At 62.5% G+C, this 18,508-nt stretch carries 15 protein-coding genes; all 15 read right to left on the minus strand.

The features are described from left to right. Positions 1 to 74: 74 nt before the first annotated feature. The 15 genes from ACEN8E_RS15025 to ACEN8E_RS15095 all read right to left on the minus strand — a co-directional run bounded on the left by ACEN8E_RS15025 (position 75) and on the right by ACEN8E_RS15095 (position 18,456). Positions 75 to 1,109 (minus strand): branched-chain amino acid ABC transporter permease, encoded by a 1,035-nt coding sequence (locus ACEN8E_RS15025; protein ID WP_495588752.1) that lies wholly within the window; start codon positions 1,107 to 1,109, stop codon positions 75 to 77. Further along, positions 1,109 to 1,972, minus strand: coding sequence for a branched-chain amino acid ABC transporter permease (locus ACEN8E_RS15030; RefSeq protein ID WP_495588753.1), 864 nt, complete (start codon positions 1,970 to 1,972; stop codon positions 1,109 to 1,111). Before ACEN8E_RS15030 ends, ACEN8E_RS15025 begins: the two co-directional genes overlap by 1 nt. Positions 1,973 to 1,974: 2 nt before the next feature. Beyond that, positions 1,975 to 2,667 (minus strand): ABC transporter ATP-binding protein, encoded by a 693-nt coding sequence (locus tag ACEN8E_RS15035; protein ID WP_495588754.1) that lies wholly within the window; start codon positions 2,665 to 2,667, stop codon positions 1,975 to 1,977. Between the two features lie 3 nt (positions 2,668 to 2,670). Then, positions 2,671 to 3,396, minus strand: coding sequence for an ABC transporter ATP-binding protein (locus tag ACEN8E_RS15040; protein WP_495588755.1), 726 nt, complete (start codon positions 3,394 to 3,396; stop codon positions 2,671 to 2,673). Positions 3,397 to 3,422: 26 nt separating this feature from the next. Further along, on the minus strand, positions 3,423 to 4,733 hold the full coding sequence (locus tag ACEN8E_RS15045; protein ID WP_495588756.1) for an ABC transporter substrate-binding protein: 1,311 nt from the start codon (positions 4,731 to 4,733) through the stop codon (positions 3,423 to 3,425). An 87-nt stretch (positions 4,734 to 4,820) separates the two neighbouring features. Then, positions 4,821 to 6,167, minus strand: coding sequence for an outer membrane beta-barrel protein (locus ACEN8E_RS15050; RefSeq protein WP_495588757.1), 1,347 nt, complete (start codon positions 6,165 to 6,167; stop codon positions 4,821 to 4,823). Positions 6,168 to 6,433: 266 nt separating this feature from the next. After that, a complete protein-coding gene (locus ACEN8E_RS15055; RefSeq protein WP_495588758.1) occupies positions 6,434 to 6,796 on the minus strand; it encodes a DUF6124 family protein in 363 nt (120 codons plus the stop codon). Between the two features lie 490 nt (positions 6,797 to 7,286). Next, entirely contained in the window at positions 7,287 to 7,997 is a 711-nt protein-coding gene (locus ACEN8E_RS15060; protein WP_495588759.1) for an NAD(P)H-dependent oxidoreductase, read from the minus strand. A gap of 87 nt (positions 7,998 to 8,084) precedes the next feature. Continuing rightward, positions 8,085 to 9,500, minus strand: coding sequence for an aldehyde dehydrogenase family protein (locus ACEN8E_RS15065; protein ID WP_495588760.1), 1,416 nt, complete (start codon positions 9,498 to 9,500; stop codon positions 8,085 to 8,087). Further along, positions 9,493 to 10,683, minus strand: coding sequence for a pyridoxal phosphate-dependent aminotransferase (locus tag ACEN8E_RS15070; protein ID WP_495588761.1), 1,191 nt, complete (start codon positions 10,681 to 10,683; stop codon positions 9,493 to 9,495). The genes ACEN8E_RS15065 and ACEN8E_RS15070 overlap by 8 nt, the downstream gene beginning before the upstream one ends. Positions 10,684 to 10,815: 132 nt before the next feature. Further along, a complete protein-coding gene (locus ACEN8E_RS15075; protein WP_495593329.1) occupies positions 10,816 to 12,423 on the minus strand; it encodes a 5-guanidino-2-oxopentanoate decarboxylase in 1,608 nt (535 codons plus the stop codon). Positions 12,424 to 12,433: 10 nt separating this feature from the next. Beyond that, a complete protein-coding gene (locus tag ACEN8E_RS15080) occupies positions 12,434 to 14,533 on the minus strand; it encodes an acetate--CoA ligase family protein (RefSeq protein ID WP_495588762.1) in 2,100 nt (699 codons plus the stop codon). Between the two features lie 18 nt (positions 14,534 to 14,551). Next, positions 14,552 to 15,712: an acyl-CoA dehydrogenase family protein gene (locus tag ACEN8E_RS15085; RefSeq protein WP_008021395.1), complete on the minus strand. Its 1,161-nt coding sequence runs from the start codon at positions 15,710 to 15,712 to the stop codon at positions 14,552 to 14,554. Between the two features lie 40 nt (positions 15,713 to 15,752). Beyond that, positions 15,753 to 16,544, minus strand: a complete 792-nt coding sequence (locus ACEN8E_RS15090; RefSeq protein ID WP_495588763.1) for an enoyl-CoA hydratase/isomerase family protein — start codon at positions 16,542 to 16,544, stop codon at positions 15,753 to 15,755. A gap of 487 nt (positions 16,545 to 17,031) precedes the next feature. Then, positions 17,032 to 18,456, minus strand: coding sequence for an amino acid permease (locus ACEN8E_RS15095; RefSeq protein WP_495588764.1), 1,425 nt, complete (start codon positions 18,454 to 18,456; stop codon positions 17,032 to 17,034). Positions 18,457 to 18,508 lie beyond the last annotated feature (52 nt).

Consider the following 18,508-nt stretch of genomic DNA (forward strand, 5'->3'; position numbering starts at 1 on the left):
CAGAGGGCGCCGCGCTGAGTCAGGTTACCCACGTCATCGTCAACCTCCATCGCGAGCGAGCTCGCGCCTACAGGTCATGGTCGGGGCTGAACGGATAACCGTCGCTGCATCGGGAACACCTGCCAGCCCAGACGTTCGCTGATCAGCCCCCACACCCCTTGCGGGGCCTTGAGCATCATCACCACCGCCACTACACCGAGGATGATCATGTACACCGCACCGTATTGCGCCAGGCAGCCGCGCAACACGAAGTAAATCAGCGTGCCGATCAATGGGCCTTCCAGGGTGCCGATACCGCCGATGATCACGATGAAGATCACCACCGCTGTCCAGTCCTGCAGGTTGAACGCCGCGTCCGGAGAAATCCGCAGTTTTTGCAGGAAAATCAACGCCCCGACAACCCCCGTGCACCCGGCTGCCAGCACATAGACCATCAATTTCGTGCGAAACGTATCCACCCCGAGGCTGCCGGATGCCGGTTCCGAATCACGAATCGAGGCCAGGGCCAGCCCCTGCCGCGACCGCAATAGGAAGAACACCACCGCCACGGAGGCAATGGCGATGGCCAGCGCGGTGAAGTAGATCAGCGTCTCGCGCCCGTCCCGGTCAGTGCCGATTTGCCGCACGATCGCCGCCGGCAGACTTTGCCCGGACCCGCCGCCGAGGCTGCTCATCTGCGCCAGACCCAGACGGAAGACCTCCGCCACCACCCATGTGCCAATGGCGAAATAAGCACCGCGCAAGCGAAAGACGATCAGCGCCGTCGGAATCGCCAGCAACGCCACCACTACCCCGCAGAGCAGAACCGCGAACAATGGCGGCACACCGAACTGGCTCGCCAGCATGAACAGCAGATAGCCGCCCAGACCGACAAAGGCTTGCTGCCCCACCGAGACCATGCCGGCGTACCCTGCCAACAGATTCCACATCTGTGCCAGGGCCAGGTAACAGGCGAACTCCACCACCAGTCGCAGGCTGGCGCGTTCGGCCCACAACGGCGCGCTGAGCAACACCAGTACACAGAGGCCGAGCAAGGACAGGCCAATCGTGCTGCTGAGGGTGGTGCGTTGTACGCGCCAGGCGAGCGCGGGATTGTTCAATGCATTCATCAGTCGACACTCCGGGGAAACAGGCCACGCGGACGCACGACCAGGATCAGCAGAAACACAAGGTGACCGGCGAGGATTTGCCAACCGGGATCGACCTTCGCGCCCAGGGCTTGCGCGACACCGAGAATCACCCCGCCCGCCAGCGTGCCCCACAAACTGCCCAGGCCGCCGATGATCACCGCTTCGAAACCGTACAGCAGGCGCGCCGGCCCCACGGTGGGGTCGAAGCTGGTGCGGATCGCCAGGAATATCCCGGCAATCGACACCACCGCCATCGCCAGTGCCATGGCCAGACCGAAGATATGCGCATTATTGATGCCCATCAGCCGGGCGGTGTGCTGGTCATCGGACGTGGCGCGAAACGCCCGGCCCAGCGAGGTCTTGTAGAACAGCAGTTGCAGGCCACCGATGATCAGCAAGGCACTGGCGAACACGATCAGCGGCATCACCCCCACACTCAAGCTGCCGATGCCGACACTGGCCACCTCAAGATCGCCTTGGGACAGCTTCTGGCTATCGGCGCTGAAAAACGCCAGCAAGACGTTCTGCACGATGATCGACAGACCGAACGTCACCAGCAACGGCGGCAGGATGTCCGTGCCCAGCGTGCGGTTGAGCAACAACCGTTGCAGCAGATAGCCGAAACAGAACATCAGCGGCACCACGATCAGCAAACTGGCCAACGGGCTGAACCCCAGATGACTGACCACCATCAGCGCCAGGTACGACGCCAGCACGATGAAGTCGCCATGAGCGATGTTGACCAGGCGCATGATGCCGAACATCAGCGACAGCCCTACCGCGAACATCGCGTACAGGCCGCCGAGCAATACGCCTTGAAGCAAGGTATTGAGCCATTCCATCACTAGATCCCGAAATACGCGGCTTTGATTTGTGCTTTGTCCGCATCCCCTGGGCGCCCGGTCAGGGACACGCGCCCTTCCTGGAAGCAGTAGAAACGGTCGCAGACACTCAGCGCCTGATTGATGTCTTGCTCGACGAGAATCACCGTGGTGCCGTCGGCCTTGATCGAGGGCAGCGCGGCGTAGATGTCCTTGATCGTCGTCGGCGCAAGGCCCAGGCTGATTTCGTCGCACAACAACAAGTGCGGGTTGGCCATCAGGCCCCGGCCAATCGCAACCATTTGCTGCTGGCCGCCGGACAGCGCAGTACCGGGGCGCTTGCGCAGTTTTTCCAGTACCGGAAACAGCTGGTAGATCCGCGCCAGGGTCCAGGGACCTGGGCGTTTGCTGTAGGCGCCGATCAGCAGGTTTTCCTCGACCGTCAGCGAGGGGAACAGCTTTCTGCCCTCCGGCACCAAGGCGATACCTCGCTCCAATACCTGGTTGGCGGCCATGACGCCGATGGCTTGGCCCTTGAAGGTGATCGCGCCGGGCCGGTTGTTGATCAGCCCGGCCAATGAACGCAGAAACGTTGATTTTCCCGCGCCGTTGGAACCGATGATCGCCACGGTTTCACCGGCATCCAGGGTCAGGCTGATGTCGAACAACGCTTGAAAGTCGCCGTAACCGGCACAGAGTTTTTCAATGGTCAACATGCGTCAGCTCCCGATGCCCATGTAGATGTCCTGGACCCGAGGGTCGGCCATGACGCTGCGCGGCTCGCCTTCGGCCAGTCTGGCGCCGAAGTTGATCACCGTCAGACGGCTGACCACCGCCAGCAAGGCATGCACGATGTGTTCGATCCAGATAATGGCGACACCGGACTTGTGGATGCCCTGAATGGTTTCCACCAGCGCCAGGCATTCGGGTTCGGTCAGGCCGCCAGCGATTTCGTCCAGCAACAACAGACGCGGCCGGGTCGACAGGGCGCGGGCCATTTCCAGGCGTTTGCGGTCGAGCAAGGTCAGGGAGCCAGCCAGCACGTTGGCCTTGCGCATCAGACCGGTCAGCTCCAGCGTCTGCGCGCACCATTGGCTGGCCTCCTTGTCCCGCAACTTCGCGCCGAATGTCGCACCCACCAGCAAATTCTCGAACACGGTCATTTTCACGAACGGATGCGGAATCTGATGGGAGCGCCCAATGCCTTGCCGGCAACGCTTGAACACCGGCTCGCGAGTGACGTCGCGACCTTCGAAATGGATTGTGCCCTGGTCCGCCGCGACGCCGCCGGCGATCAGGTTGAACAATGTGCTTTTACCCGCGCCGTTAGGGCCGATGATGCCCATGGCTTCTCCCGGTTGCAGGGTCAGGCTCATCGCATCCGTGACCTTCACCGAGCCGTAGCTTTTGTGCACATCGCTCATTTGCAGAAGTGGTTGTTGCATGGTGCACCCGTGTCTTTTTTGCGCGATCAATACGTAATGGCCTGCATCTCGCCGCCCAGCGGAATCGCCGGTGCGGTGGCATTGCCGGTCACGATCAGGTCGTATTTATTGTCTCTGCCCAAGCGCCATTGGCCGCTGACCAGCGGGGTCCTGGCGACGTTCTTCACCGGTCCGCCGTTCCAGTTGATCGGCCCGACCACGGTGTTGAGGTTGGTCTTGAGCAAGGCATCGCGAACCGCATGGGCGTTGCCGACTTCTTCGGTGCGCTTGAGGATGTCCACCGCCAGTTCAAACAGCGCGTGCACGAAGCCCAGCGGTTGTGTCCACTGCTTGCCGGTGGCCTGGGTGAAACCCTGGGCCAGTTGACCGGCGCTGGCGCCGGTCAATGACGAACTGAACGGGTGCGTCGGGCTCCACCAGATTTCGGTCGACAGGTTGTTGCCTGCCTTGCCCAGCGCTTCGACCGCCGTCGGGAAGAGCAGCGCTTTGCCCACCGACACCGCCTTGGGTTTGAAGCCCTGCTGGCGGGCCTGGGTCCAGAAGGTACTCAGGTCCGGCGGGATCACTACACCGGTGACGATCTCGACGTCAGCCTTTTTGAACGCGGCAATCTGTGCGGAAAAATCGTCGGTCAGGCTGTGAAAGCGACCTGGGTCGACCAACTGGAACCCCTTTTGCGCCAGCACCGGTGGAAAGCCCAGTTTCGGATCGCCCCAGGCGTTGCCGTCGCCATCGTTGGGGAACAGACCACCGACCACCTTGTTGGACGGCATGGCGCCCCACATCGCACTGTAAGCGCCGATCACATCTTCCAGCCCCCAGAAAAAGTGGTACGTCCACTCGAAACCCTGATCCGGTTTACCGCCACGGGTGAAGAACCACGGCTGCCACGGCGCCACCGTGGAAATGCACGGAATCTCGTTGATTTCACACTGGTCGGAGACCGGGTTGGTGGTTTCCGGGGTCGACGACACCAGCATCAGATCGACCTGGTCCGAGAGAATCAGCTCGCTCGCCACTTCCGCCGCGCGGTTGGGGTTGGACTGGCTGTCCTTGACGATGACTTCCAGGCGATAGGCCTTGCCGGCCACATTAATGGTGTTTTTCAACACTTGCCTGAGCGATTCGATGATGTAGTTGTCGGCGGCGGCAAACGGTGCCAGCGGCCCGGTCTGCGGGCTGACATAGCCGAGCCTGATCACCCGCTCGCCGCCGATTGCAAAGTTGAACGGCAGGCTGGTCAACGCCACGCCGCCAGCGGTAACCGCGGTGCTGCGCAGAAAATCACGGCGCGAGAAATCGCGGCCAAACAGGTTCTTGTCATTGTTATCTGTCATGTAAATACTCCAAAAGCCTGGACGAACAGGGTCGCAGCGTGTGGCCGGGCCAGCACGCAGGGTCAGGGGTAAACGAAAGAAGCCGGTCTAGAAGAAGAAGCTGACGTCGAAGGAGCCGACCAGTTGCGAGTCCTTTTGCCCATCGGCGTAGGCATCGCGTCCGGGGCCGGAATGGATGTCGTAACGCAGCTCCGGGCGCAGGCGCACGTTGGGGGTCGGCGTCCAGGCCAGGTTAGTGGTAACGCCGTAGAAGCTGCCCCAGGTCGGGTCGGGGATGCCGGTGTGCGGGTCAATGTTGGCCATCATCACGTGCACCGGTGCATCGGTGTAGAACCATTCGGCGCGACTGTTCCACATCAGGTTGTCACTTAGCTTGTGGTACCAGTTGACGTCGGTGCCGTACCAGGTGGCATCGTTTTTGTTGGCGAACCCGGCGAAGGCGCCCTGCTCCTGCTTGCCGTAGTTCAGTTCCAGCGCCACACGATTGTTCGGGTCGAGCACCTGGGAGAGGGTCAGGTAAGACGCCAGGCGTTTGAGATCGTCGTCCTTGGTACCCGCCGGCAGCGGCGAACCGCAACTGCATTCAGCGAAGCTGTCGCCGGCGCCATTGCCGTAGATGTTTTCCCAGTCGATCCAGGTGCCGAAATCCGCCGAGCGCCAGCGCACGTTGGCGATCACGTCCGGCGAGTGATTGGGGTCTTGCAGGTTGTTCCAGCCCTGGACCACGCCCAGCTCGAAGCCGAGCATGCTTTCGCCCGGTTTCGAAGGCAGTTTGAACGAGTACAGCGCGCCGGCATGTTTGGCCGGGCCGTGCATGAACGAATAGGTGTGCGAGTAGAAGTCAGTCGGCGCTGGAGATGGCAAGGCGAAGCCGATTTCGTTTTCCAGCGGCGTGTGGAAAATCCCGATCATCAGGTCCGAACCGCCGAGCACCGGAAAGTAGAAGTCGGCGTACGCCTGGGCGATGGTGAATGCCGGATCTTCGGCCTTGTTGTTGCGGTTGACGCTCAAGTCTTCATCCCAGCCGTAGGTTTTGAAGAAGCGCGCATCCTTGCCGTACAGCGCCGTGACATTGAAGCCCCAGTCAGCCTCTTGCGGCATGGCCCCGGGAAACGGCCCGACGCGGCCGATCACATTGCTCCTGGGTTTCTTCTCCACGGCCAGGGCGAACTGGTTGAGGTTCACACCTTCGTCGGTATTGAAGAAGCTTTGCTTGCTGACGTCGTCCGTGCCGTTGTTGTTATAGATCACACCGGCCTGAGCCCAGCCGTAGATCTTGATGCCATGTTCGCGCTCAAGGCTGTCGCCGAAGACATTGCGCACCAGCGACCCCATCGGATCGTCTGCGGCGCAAGCCATTGAGGGGAACAAAACGCTGGCACCCAGAACGGGTGCGAGCAGGGCTGCTGCACAGCCCCATGCACGAATACTCATACCTGCCTTCCTTATTTTTATTAGGCGCCAATCCCCCGAAGGGGCATGTGGCCGAAAGCAAGGTATGACGTCTTGATGAACCCTGGCCCGGGCTCCACTCGATCGTTGGCGGATCGTGGTGTTCGGCGTAATGGAGGCTACAAGCCAGCCACTACGCCAACAATTCCATTCTCGGCGACTTCAGTGTTTGCGTATTCAGAACAATGCAGGCGTCGTTGATTCGGGAAATGGCCCCAATCACCTGTGGGAGGTCTGGAGACTTGCGGTTATTCAGGCGGATCGAGTTGATCCAGCGCCCGATTCACTGCCAGTTCGCCGAGCATGATCACTTGTGCAATGCCGAGCAGCGCATTGCGGCTGGTTCCTTCCAGATGATCCACCAGATCAGTGGCCATGACATTGGCCGACGCCAGCGATTCACAGGCATGCACCAGCAAGGTCTCGACATTGAGCTCGGGATTGACGATGAACATGGAACTTGGCTTGCGCGGTGTGGCCATGATGCCGGGGCCGGGGTTGAGGTAATGATCGAGTGCGCGCTCGGCGGCTTCGTGGAGTTTTTTTGAATCGAGGCTTTCGTATAGGGATGCCGGATCGGTGTCCGGGGGATTGGGTGTGACTTTGAACATAGTGAAACTCCTTATGCGAAGAACAAAGGAGCCATCGCCATCGCTACCAAACGAGGGGTGGTGGCCATACGAAGGTTGGTAGACCGGTCGCACAAGAACCCGGCGCTCCCGAAGGAGCCCTGCGCATGGCCACCATAAATAAAGTCCAATGAAAGCGACTGAATAAGGCGGCGCTACGCTTGTTCGAGACGGGCTACCAAACCCGATCGCTGTTGTTTTCCAGCGACCGGCAAACGATAGAACCCGGCTCCAAGGCGCACAAGCCGGCGGATTCTGGCGTAGCTGTAGGCAATGACGCAAGCCGTTGTAGCTTGCGGGAAGTAACGCTGACAGCCGCTAAACGCCCCTTAAACACACCCAAATTGGACAGCCAATACAAAAACCTGTGGGAGCGGGCTTGCCCGCGATGGCGGTGGCTCAGTCAACATAGATGTTGAAGCTGATGCCCTCATCGCGGGCAAGCCCGCTCCCACAGGTTTGATGTTGCTGATCAGGCCTCTGTGGTCAGCGGATAGAGCCTGTCATCAAACTCCGCCAACTTCGGAAACACCAGCGGCTGGTCATCACTCAGATGCTGCAGCCGCTGCCCGTAATCAACCAGAAATTGCTGGCGCGCTTCGTCGCTGATGTACGGCACATGCCAGGCCACGAACGGTTCCAGCACATCGAACCCGACGTAAGCCAGCGTACCGCGCAGGAGCGGCCGCAGCATGTCCTCGAGCGGGCCGTGAATCGCGCCCTCGCCAAACATGTGCTCGCGGCCGCCCAGGGTCACGCTCACCAGCGCTTTCTTGCCGGCCAGGCCACCCTGGTCGTAGAAGCGCTTGCCGCCATAGCAGATGCCGGACACCAGCACCCGGTCGATCCAACCCTTGAGCATGGCCGGGGTGGAGAACCAGAAGATCGGGAAATTGAGGATCAGCAGGTCGGCCCACAGCAGTTTGTCCAGCTCAGCCTGGATGTCCGCCGCCAGCGACTGGCTCTTCACGCCCAGGCGTTGTTCCAGGGCATAGACCAGGTACCCGGGATTTTCCCGGTTCGAGAAGTCGGCGTCGCTGGCTACCGGGTTCCAGTTCATTTTGTACAGGTCGCTGACCTGCACTGTGTGGCCCTGGGCTTCAAGGGTGGCGACAGCCTGGTCGCGCAGGGCGGCGGTGAAGGATTGCGGCTCCGGGTGAGCGTGGACGATCAGTACTTTCATGGTGGTTCCTTGGATTTGTTCCAGCGTATCGATTGAAGGTGTGGACTGGCAACATCGTGGGTGATGAACAGTTTGAATCGCCAGCCGTCACACCTGGATCGCCTTCACTTCGACGAACTCATTGAGTCCCTCTTCCCCCCACTCCCGACCATTGCCCGATTGTTTGTAGCCACCGAATGGCGCCTGATAATTGAACGCCGCGCCATTGAGGAAGCACTGGCCGGCGCGCATCTGCCGCCCCAGTTGCAAGGCACGCTCGGCAGTGCCGGCCCAGACGCCGCTGGACAGGCCGAACGGCGAGTCATTGGCGAACTGCAACGCTTGCGCCTCATCGGTGTAGGGAATCAGGCACAGCACCGGGCCGAAGATTTCTTCCTGGGCGATGCGCATGCGGTTGTCGACATCGGCGAACAGCGTCGGGCTGACATAGAAGCCGCGCTCGAACGCGGCCGGTGTGTCACCGCCGCACAGCAACCGTGCGCCTTCCTGTTGACCGACCTTGTTGTAGTCGAGCACGGTGCGCCGTTGCCCGGCCGAACACATCGGGCCGAGGAAGCTTTGCGGGTCGAGGGGATCTCCCATGCGCAGGCTCAAGGTTTCCGCCAGCGCCAGTTCCACGGCCTCGGCGTAGCGGCTGGCCGGCAGCAGCATGCGGGTCAGCGCGGTGCAGGTCTGGCCGGAGTTGATCATCACGTCCTGCACGCCGTAGCGCACGGCCGCTGCCAGGTCCGCATCCTCGGCGATCAGCAACGGTGACTTGCCCCCCAGCTCCAGGCACACCCGTTTCACCGAAGGCGCCGCCGCTTGCGCGACCCGCACGCCAGCGCCGGTGGAACCGGTGAACGACACCATGTCCACGTCCGGGTGTTTGGCCAGCGCTTCGCCGACTTTCGAACCCGGCCCGCTGACCAGGTTGAACACCCCGGCCGGCAGCCCGATGTCCTCGATCATCTGCGCCAGCAGGAAGGCGTGCAGCGGCGTGTCCTGGCTCGGCTTGACCACCACCGTGCAGCCTGCGGCCAGAGCCGGGGCCAGCTTGCCGAGCAATTGGTGAAGCGGGTAATTCCACGGATTGATGAACGCGCAGACGCCCACCGCTTCGCGAATCACCAGCGAGTTGCCGACTTCGCGCACTTCGTCCATCAACCCGGCCAGCTCGACGTACTGCTCAAGGCCGATGATCGGCCCGTCGACCTGCACCGAGCGACACCATTGCACCGGCATGCCCAGTTCAGTGGTGATGACCGAGGCCATCTCATCGGCACGATTGCGCAGTTGTTCAGCCAGTGCACGGATATAACCGGCGCGCACACTGGAGGGCGTACGCGACCATGATTCGAATGCCCGGCGGGCCGCCGACACGGCATTGTCGACATCGCGCTCATCGCCCAGCGGCACGCTGCCAGCCACTTCTTCGGTTGCCGGGTTGATCACCTCGGCGATGCCCTGCCCCGACGGGGTTTGCCAGCGACCGTCAATAAACAATGTCTTGTGGTTAAGCATGAACCTTCGCCTCCATCAATTCTCGGGCACAACGGGCAATGCGCTGGCAGGCATCGCGTAGCGGTTCGGTATCCACCACCAGACCGAGTCGAATGTGCCCCGCCGCGCTTGGACCAAAGGCCTCGCCAGCCAATACCGAAACGCCGTGGCGATCCAGCAGGCGGTCGGCAAACGCCTGGGCGCTGAGCGCGGTTGCGCGGATATCGAGCATCACGAACATGCCGCCATCGGGTTTCAACGGCCGCACGCCGGGGCAATCGGCCAGGCTGTCGCACACCAGGTCGCGACGCTGGCGATAGGCTTCGCGCATCGCTTCGAGTTCCGGCAGGTGGCTTTCCAGGGCAATGACAGCGGCGTCCTGAATGAAATCCGGCGAGCCGTAGAGCATGCACAGCGCGAGGTTTTCCAGGTGCGCGGCCAGCGATGGCGGCGCCACCACCCAGCCGACGCGCCAACCGGTCATGGCGTGGGATTTCGACAGGCTGTTGAGGGTCGCGGTGCGTTCGGCCATGCCCGCCAGGCTCGCCGGGCTGACGTGCTCGCCTTCGAACAGCAATTCGCTGTAGACCTCGTCGGAAATCAGCCACAGGTCGTGGGCGATGCACAACTCGGCCAAAGCCTCCCACGTGCTGCGCGGCAGGCTGGCGCCGGACGGGTTGTGCGGGCTGTTCAGCGCCAGTGCCCGGGTGCGTGGCGTGATGCGCGCGGCGACATCTTCGGGCAGTACGCGAAAGCCGTTTTCCGAGCGTACCGGCACCGGCACCACCACGGCACCGCAAGCACCGAACACCGCTTCGTAGGTGACGTACATCGGTTCGGCGACGATCACTTCGTCACCCGGATTCAGTACACATTGGGCCACGCTGAACAGCGCACATTGCGCCCCAGCCAGCACGGTGACCTGGTCGGCCGAAACGGCCTGGCCGCTGCGTTGTTGGTGGCGCCTGGCGATGGCTTCACGCAGGGCACGCTTGCCGCGCACCTCGGCATAGTGAGTGTTGCCATTGAGCAGGCTGTCGATGGCACCCTGCACGATGGGCTGCGGCGTGTCGAAATCCGGGTCGCCCACGGACAGCAGCAAAATGTCTTCGCCCTGTTCGCGCAGCGCCAGGGCGCGGTAGTGAATGTCCCACGCGGCGGCGCCGTCACCGGCAATGCGTTGAGTCAGATCGGAAAAGCGCATGGCCTTCCTCCTATAAAAATGATCCCTGCAGGAGCGAGCATGCTCGCGAAAAACGTTAGGGCAACCCGGTCATTCAGACAGCGCGCGTAATCGTTGACGTCCATCACGAGCGTGCTCGCTCCTACAGTGAACTCAGCGAACGCAAGCATGCTTGAGCTCGATCAGGGTGACGCCGTTACGAGTGAAGCCGTGGCGCAAGTCGGTCTGCAACTCGGCGAGGCTTTGCGGCTGGGTCACGGTGCAGCCGAACGCACGCGCCAGGGCGGCGAAATCCGGGTTGCGCGGCAACACGCCGATGGGCTCGATGTTCAGGCCGAGCATGTCGTCGCGGATCTGCCCCAGCGCGTCGTTGTTCCACAGCAACACCACCAGCGGGCTGTCCAGTTCCTCGACGGCGGTCGCCAGTTCCTGCGCGGTGTAGAGGAACCCACCGTCACCCACCAGCACCAGCCCCGGTCGTTGCGGTGCGCCGAACTTGGCGCCGATCCCGGCCGGCAGGCCGTAACCCAGGGTGCCGTAGCCGGTCGGGTGCAACCAGCTGCGGGTGGCGGCACTGTCAAAGGCGTAGTTACCCGTATACGCAAGCTGGGTCATGTCGGTGCTGATGAAGGCGTTGTCCGGCAGCTCCGCAGCGATTCGGTCGAGAATCGATTGATGGATGGACTGCAACGGGCCATGGCTGGCCTTGACCGCTTCACGCAGTGCGGCAACCGAGGCAATGGCTGCGCTGGCGTCGCGCACGTCGGACGGCAGGCGCTCGAGCAAACCGCTGAGGGTTTGTTGCGCGTCGCCATGCAACGCCACCGCACAGGGGTAGAAATCATTGAATTTGCGTGGGTCGATATCGACGCGCAGCACCTCGCCATTGACGGGCAGGCGATCGCGCCAGAAGTCGGTGTCAGCCATTTCGGTGCCGACCGCCAGCACCACGTCGGCCTCGGCGATCAGCTTCCAGCCCGGTTCCACACACAGCGAGGAACCGGCGTTGAGTGGCGCGCCAGGCGGCAGCAAACCCTTGCCGGCGACGCTGGTGAACAGCGGCGCAGCGAGTCGGCTGCTGATCTCTTGCAGCTCAGAGGTGGCATTGAGCGCACCACCCCCGGCGATGATCATCGGGCGTTTCGCCCCGTTGAGTTTGGCCACGGCTTGATCGATTGCAGTGGCGGATGCCGGACCACGCCCCGGACGACGCACCACGTCGTTGCTCCAGTCACGGGCGATCGGCGCCGACAGCACATCCAGCGGCACTGAGATGTGCACCGGGCGCGGCCGCTCGCTGTCGAACACCGCGTAGGCACGGGCGATCAGTTCCGGCAGGTCTTCGGCGGTCAGTGCCACCGCGGAGAACGCAGTGATCGGCGCGGTCATGGCCCGCTGGTCCTGACACTCGTGCAGGCTGCCCCAGCCCTTGCCGAGGCTGGCGCTGTGGTTGACGCTGGAAATCACCAGCATCGGAATCGAGTCGGCGTAGGCCTGGCCGATGCCGGTGGCGGCGTTGGTCACGCCGGGGCCGGTGATGATGAAGCACACGCCGGGTTTGCCGCTGACCCGGGCGTAGCCGTCGGCCATGAAACTGGCACCCTGTTCATGGCGGGTCAGGACATGGCGAATGCCGCTGCCGGGCAAGCCGCGATACAGCTCCAGGGTATGTACGCCGGGGATGCCGAACACGGTATCGACGCCGTAGTTGGCCAACAGGCGCACCAGCGCCTGGCCACCGGTCAAGGTTTTGCTTTGCATGTTCATGTCCTCACTCATGGCCGAGGCGAATCAACGCATCGACCGCGGTCGTGCCGTGGGCACCGACCAATAATGGGTTCACATCGAGCTCCAGCAATTGCGCGGCGTTTTCGCAGGCGTAGTCGGCCACCGCGCGGATCGCCGCTACCAGGGCGTCCAGGTCAGCCGACTCGCGCCCCCGGAAACCTTGCAGCAAGGGTGCGCTGCGCAGGCTCAGCAAGGCATTGCGGATCGCGCCGTCGGTGGTCGGCAGCAACAGGCTGCGACTGTCCTTGAGCAGCTCCACCAGAATGCCGCCGGCACCGATCACCAGCGCGAGGCCGAAATCGTTTTCGCGCTTGATGCCAACGATCAGCTCCGCCAGTGGCGGCCTGGCCATCGGTTCCAGCAACAGTTGATCAAAGGCCACGTCCGGCGCGTAGGCCTTGATGCTGGCGCGCATCTTGTCCAGCGCGACACTCAAGGCCGCGTCGTCCTTGATATTCAGCGCCACGGCACCGGCCTCGGTCTTGTGCGGCAGTTGTGCGCTGACGGCTTTCAATACCAGCGGATAGCCCAGAGACGCGGCGTCCTTCAGGGCGCTCTGCGGGGTGCTCAATACGCCGTTCGGCGTCGGCAGGCCAAAGGCTCGCAAAGCCTGTTTGGAATCCCATTCATTGAGCAAACGCCCCTCCCCGTCCAGCGCTTGCGGGCACAGCGGAACCAACGCCGATTCGCCCAGCGCCAATAAGGCCTGGCGCTTGCGCTGATAACCGGCGATACGCCCCCACGCGGCCAGCCCGTCTTCAACGCCCTGCAATGCCGCGACGCCTTGGGCGTGCAGACGCTCTCGGGCATGGGCCGGCAACAATTCGGGGAAGGCCGATGTCACGAACCCGGTCTTGCCGTGACGTGCCAGTGCCGCGCAGTACAGCTCCAGCAGCAGGTCGCACTCCTTGCGCTCGCCGGTGAATTCCGCCGGATAATCGAGCACCAGCATCGCCGCGTCGGCTTCGGTGCGCAGCGCGCTGTCGAGCATGCGGTTCAAGGCTTCGCCGTCGCCCCAGATGGCCGTGGTGAAATCCAGCGGGTTGACCAGGTTGGCGTAGCTCGGCAGCACCTGGGCCAGTTCACCCACCTGACCGTCGTCGAGCCTGGGCAAGCCCAGGTCATTGCGCTCGGCATAGTCGGCAATCAGCCCGGCGTCACCACCGGAACAGGCCAGTGCGATCAGGCTGTTGCCCCCTGGCAGGTTGCCGCAGGCCGCGGCCTTGAGGGTTTCGACGAAACTCACCGGGCCGCTGACGCGGATCACTCCGAGGCGATCGAACAGCGCGTCGTACAGTGCATCGGAGCCGGACAGCGAACTGGTGTGACTCAAGGCCAGCTCGGCGCCGATCTGCGACACGCCGGTTTTCAGGGCAATGATCGGGATGCCTTTCTCCAGCGCCTTGTGCGCGGCGCGGGCAAACCCCGGCACGTTCTTCAGGCCCTCTAGGTGCAGGCCGATGGCGGTGACCCGAGGCTCATCCAGCAACACGTCCATCAGTTCAGCGACACCCAGTTGCGCCTGATTGCCGACCGAGGCCATGTAGGCCACCGGCAGCGAGCGGTCGCTCATGGACAGGTTGTAGGCGAAGTTGCCGCTCTGGGTCAGCACGGCCACGCCCTTCTCCACCGCTTTGCCGCCATGGGCCACCGGCCACAGCGCGGAGCTGTGCAGGTAGTCGAGCAGGCCGTAGCAGTTGGGGCCGAGCAAGGCCATGTCGCCGGCGGCCTTGAGCAATTGCTGTTGCAGGGCCTGGCCTTCGGCGCCGGTCTCGGCAAAACCGGAGGCGTAGCAGATCGCACCGCCTGAGCCGATGGCGGCCAGTTCGGCCACGCAGGTCAACGTCAGTTCGCGGTTGGTGGCGATGAAGACTGCATCCGGCCCGCAAGGCAGTTCGGCAATAGTGCGCACGCAGGGTACGCCTTCGAGGCTGTCGTGTTGCGGGTTGACCAGCCACATTTGCCCTTGGTAGCCACCTTCGGCACAGCGCTTGAGGGCGCGCGCCATGCTGCGGCCGCCGACAAACGCCACGTGTTGCGGCGCGAGCATGCGTTTGAGGTTGTCACGAATGGATTGGGACATGGGAATTCTCCGGACCGATCAGCGCAGCAGCGGCCGCAGCAGCTCACGGGAAATGATGTGGCGCTGGATTTCCGAGGTGCCTTCCCAGATCCGCTCGATCCGCGCGTTACGCCAGATGCGCTCCACCGGACCTTCGTCCATCAGGCCCATGCCGCCGAAGATCTGCACCGCTTCGTCGGCGGTACGGCCGAGCACTTCGCTGGCGAACAGCTTGGCCATCCCGGCCTCGCCATCGGTCATGGTGCCCTGGTCCATTTTCCAGGCGGTGTGCAGGGTCAGCAGTTCGGCGGCGCGGATTTGCGTGGCCATGTCGGCCAATTTGAACGACACGCCCTGATAGGTGCCGATCGGCTGGCCGAATTGCTTGCGGTCCGCCGCCCATTGCAGCGACACGTCCAGTGCGCGTTGCGCCTGGCCGACACAGTTGGCTGCGACCATCACGCGCCCGGCGGTCAGCCAGGCGTTGGCTACATCCCAGCCCTTGCCGACTTCGCCCAGCACTTTGCTGGCCGGTACGCGGCAGTCGTCGAAGAACATTTCGAAGGTGTGATAACCACGGTTGCTCACGCACTTCGGCCCACGGCGGATGGTCATGCCCGGGGTGTTGCGGTCGACCAGGAACGAGGTCACGGCGTTGCGCTTCTTGCCGTTGTGCTCGTAGGTGTCGGTCACGGCGAAGACGATGGCGAAATCGGCATGGCCGGCGTGGCTGATGAAATGCTTGCTGCCATTGAGGATGAAGTCGTCACCCTCACGCACGGCGCGGGTCTTGATCGCATTGGCATCGGAGCCGGCACCCGGCTCGGTCAAAGCGAAGCAGTCGATCTTCTCGCCCTGGATGCACGGCAACAAGTAGTCGTTGATCTGTTCGCCCTTGCAGGCCATGAGGATTTTCGACGGCCGCGCGACGAACACGTGCAGCGCCCAGGAGACCTTGGACAGCTCACGCTCGATCAGCGCCTGGGACAGGTAGTCCAGGCCACCACCGCCCACTTCTTCCGGCATGTTGAAGGCGTAGAACCCGGCGGCAATCGCCTTGCCGCGAATCTGCGCTGCCAGTTCCGGGGACACCTCGTCGGCGCGGTCGACTTGCTCTTCATAGGGCAGCAGTTCCTTCTCGACGAAGCTGCGTACCGAGTCCACCAACATTTCTTGTTCTTGGGTCAGTTGGAAATTCATGGTGCTACCTGTTGTTCGTATTCTGGGAGATGGAGGGGAATCAACGGCCGATGAAGCGTGCCGGGCGTTTTTCCATGGCGGCGCGCAGGGCTTCGTTGCCGTCCTCGCTGCGACCGCAGAGCAGGCCCGCGGCGAGTTCGGCTTGCAGTTGTTCGGCCAGGCTGCGTTCGGCGCCTTCACGCATGAGTTTTTTGGTCTGGGCGAAGGCAAAGGTCGGGCCGGCGGCCAGGCGTGCGGCCAGTTCACTGGCTACGGTCAGCAGTTGCTCGTCGGCGCAAACCTCGCCGACCAGGCCGGCGGCCAGGGCACGCTCGGCGCCCCACAATTCATCGAGAAACAACAGGCGCTTGGCCTGTTCGCTACCGATCAGCCGTGGCAGGTGCCAACTGGCGCCCGCATCCGGCGAGTACGCCATGCTGGTGTAACCGGCCTTGAAGCGTGCCGATTGCCCGGCGATGCGCAGGTCGCAGCACAGGGTCAGGTCCATCCCGGCACCGACGGCGGTGCCGTTGATGGCGGCGATGGTGGGTTTTTCCAGGCTGTGCAGGCGGGTCATCAAGGCGTGGGCGGTTTCGGTCCAGCCATAGGTTTCCAGTGCGCCCCGGGCTTCGGCTTCGGCCCATTCATCAAGGTCGGCGCCGGCGCAGAAGCTGCGGCCGCTACCGGTCAAGACCACCACACGCACCGCTGGATCGGCGTTGAAAGCGTCGAGCAAGGCGTGCAGGTTTTTCAGCGTCGGAATGTCCAGCGCATTGCGCTGGGCAGTGCGATTGAGGGTGATCCAGGCAACGCCTGCTTCGACCTGGCTGAGCAGCGACGATTGAGTGGTCATGGGAATCCTCGAGTTATTGTGATTGGTCTGAGGTGATGCGACTTGAGGCCATACTAAACGAGTGTTCAGTAAGGCGGCAATCGGTGGCCAGCTGGGCTGTAACAAGCTCAACAGACAGTTAAATGATTGTTTTTATTGGATTATTTATTGGTTACAGAAAAAGAACCGATGCCGTTGTTACAACTTCGAACAACTGGCGACACAGGACATGGCGCAGTTCTCTCATTCGCCCCAAAACACCTGTAGGAGCGAGCCTGCTCGCGAAAATTTCAAGCACGCCGCGTTCAATCAGACAGTGCACGTCTTCGTTAACGTCCATCGCGAGCAAGCTCGCTCCTACAGTTCGCAAATGCCGTGTACGCCACAAAACACTGTGGGAGCGAGCCTGCTCGCGAAGACGGCGTCACATTCAACATCTCTGTTGACTGACACACCGCTTTCGCGAGCAGGCTCGCTCCCACATGGGGGAAGTGCTTACTGAAAGGTATTACGCAGCCGGCAGACTCGGCGCCAACACCGCCTGACGCTTGCGATGAACCAGGAAGTACGCGCCATAGCACAGCGCAATGAATCCAAAGCCCCAATACAGTGACGGACGCTGGGTTTCATCCAGGGCCAGGAACACGAACAGCGAGCAGCACAGCGTGATGCACATCAGCGGCAGTACCGGGAACCACGGTGCGCGGTATTTCAGGTCGCTGAGTTTGCCGCCGTCACGCAAGTACGCCTTGCGGAACTTGTACTGCGCCAGGGCAATGACAATCCAGGTCACGGTGCCGGACATGCCGCTCACCGCCATCAGCACCATGAACAAGGTATCGGCGGCGACGAAGCTGGTCATCAGCGACACCAGCGCAAAGCACAAGGTGATGCTCAAGGCACGCAGCGGCACGCCACGCTTGCTCAATGGCGACAGGCTTTTCGGCGCCATGCCGGTTTTCGACATCGCCCACAGGATGCGCGTCGAGGCATACAGGCCGGAGTTGCCCACCGACAGGATCGCCGTGAGGATCACGAAGTTCATCAGGTCGGCAGCGTAGGGAATGCCGACCATGTCGAACACCTGCACGAACGGGCTTTCCATCAGGCCCGCCTGCTGCCATGGCACGATGGCCGACAGCACGACAATCGCCAGCACGTAGAAGATCAGCACGCGAAACACCACGTTGCGCACGGCGCGGGGAATGCTCTTTTCCGGCTGATCGGTCTCACCGGCGGCCACGCCCATGATCTCGCAGCCCTGGAACGCGTAGACCACGGTCATCATCACCGCGAACACCGCTGACAGGCCATTGGGGAACAGCGAATCGCCGATCAGGTTGCTCGCCATCGGCGCGGGGGCGCCGCTGCTCAGGGGCATCACGCCGAAGATCACCAGCACGCCGACCACAATGAAACCGAGAATCGCCGCGACCTTGATCCCCGAAAACCAGTATTCGGCCTCGCCGAAGGCGCGGGTCGCCATGGCGTTGATGCCAAACAGCACCACCACGAACAGCGCCGACCAGTACCAGATCGGCACATGCGGGAACCAGCGCGTCATCAGCATGCCGGCGGCGGTGAACTCCAGGCCGACGGTGGTGGCCCAGCTCATCCAGTACACCCAACCGATCATGAATCCCGTAGCCGGGCCGATGTATTTGGTGGCGTGGGTCTGGAACGAACCGGACACCGGCATCTGTACCGACAGTTCACCCAGGCAGACCATCACCAGGTACATCAGGAACCCCGCGACCAGGTACGCCAGGATCGCCCCCACCGGACCGCCCTGGTTGATGGTCACGCCGGAGCCCATGAACAGCCCGGTGCCAATGACGCCGCCCAGGGACAGCATGAAGATGTGCCGGCTTTTCAGGGCACGGGTCAGCTGGATGCCTTTTTGATCGGTGCTGCGCTCAGTGTTTTCGTTCATGTCGGCACCTCAGCAGTCAGTGAGGTGGACAGCGCGCGACAGGACGTCACGG

It is taken from the genome of Pseudomonas sp. Pseusp9, assembly GCF_059491265.1.

What these genes read in the sequence shown, in the direction of transcription:
- ACEN8E_RS15085 (WP_008021395.1), bottom strand. Translation starts at nt 15,712, where the DNA reads ATGAATTTCCAACTGACCCAAGAACAAGAAATGTTGGTGGACTCGGTA.
- ACEN8E_RS15060 (WP_495588759.1), bottom strand. Translation starts at nt 7,997, where the DNA reads ATGAAAGTACTGATCGTCCACGCTCACCCGGAGCCGCAATCCTTCACC.
- ACEN8E_RS15070 (WP_495588761.1), bottom strand. Translation starts at nt 10,683, where the DNA reads ATGCGCTTTTCCGATCTGACTCAACGCATTGCCGGTGACGGCGCCGCC.
- ACEN8E_RS15030 (WP_495588753.1), bottom strand. Translation starts at nt 1,972, where the DNA reads ATGGAATGGCTCAATACCTTGCTTCAAGGCGTATTGCTCGGCGGCCTG.
- ACEN8E_RS15055 (WP_495588758.1), bottom strand. Translation starts at nt 6,796, where the DNA reads ATGTTCAAAGTCACACCCAATCCCCCGGACACCGATCCGGCATCCCTA.
- ACEN8E_RS15080 (WP_495588762.1), bottom strand. Translation starts at nt 14,533, where the DNA reads ATGTCCCAATCCATTCGTGACAACCTCAAACGCATGCTCGCGCCGCAA.
- ACEN8E_RS15040 (WP_495588755.1), bottom strand. Translation starts at nt 3,396, where the DNA reads ATGCAACAACCACTTCTGCAAATGAGCGATGTGCACAAAAGCTACGGC.
- ACEN8E_RS15035 (WP_495588754.1), bottom strand. Translation starts at nt 2,667, where the DNA reads ATGTTGACCATTGAAAAACTCTGTGCCGGTTACGGCGACTTTCAAGCG.
- ACEN8E_RS15090 (WP_495588763.1), bottom strand. Translation starts at nt 16,544, where the DNA reads ATGACCACTCAATCGTCGCTGCTCAGCCAGGTCGAAGCAGGCGTTGCC.
- ACEN8E_RS15025 (WP_495588752.1), bottom strand. Translation starts at nt 1,109, where the DNA reads ATGAATGCATTGAACAATCCCGCGCTCGCCTGGCGCGTACAACGCACC.
- ACEN8E_RS15050 (WP_495588757.1), bottom strand. Translation starts at nt 6,167, where the DNA reads ATGAGTATTCGTGCATGGGGCTGTGCAGCAGCCCTGCTCGCACCCGTT.
- ACEN8E_RS15075 (WP_495593329.1), bottom strand. Translation starts at nt 12,423, where the DNA reads ATGCAAAGCAAAACCTTGACCGGTGGCCAGGCGCTGGTGCGCCTGTTG.
- ACEN8E_RS15095 (WP_495588764.1), bottom strand. Translation starts at nt 18,456, where the DNA reads ATGAACGAAAACACTGAGCGCAGCACCGATCAAAAAGGCATCCAGCTG.
- ACEN8E_RS15065 (WP_495588760.1), bottom strand. Translation starts at nt 9,500, where the DNA reads ATGCTTAACCACAAGACATTGTTTATTGACGGTCGCTGGCAAACCCCG.
- ACEN8E_RS15045 (WP_495588756.1), bottom strand. Translation starts at nt 4,733, where the DNA reads ATGACAGATAACAATGACAAGAACCTGTTTGGCCGCGATTTCTCGCGC.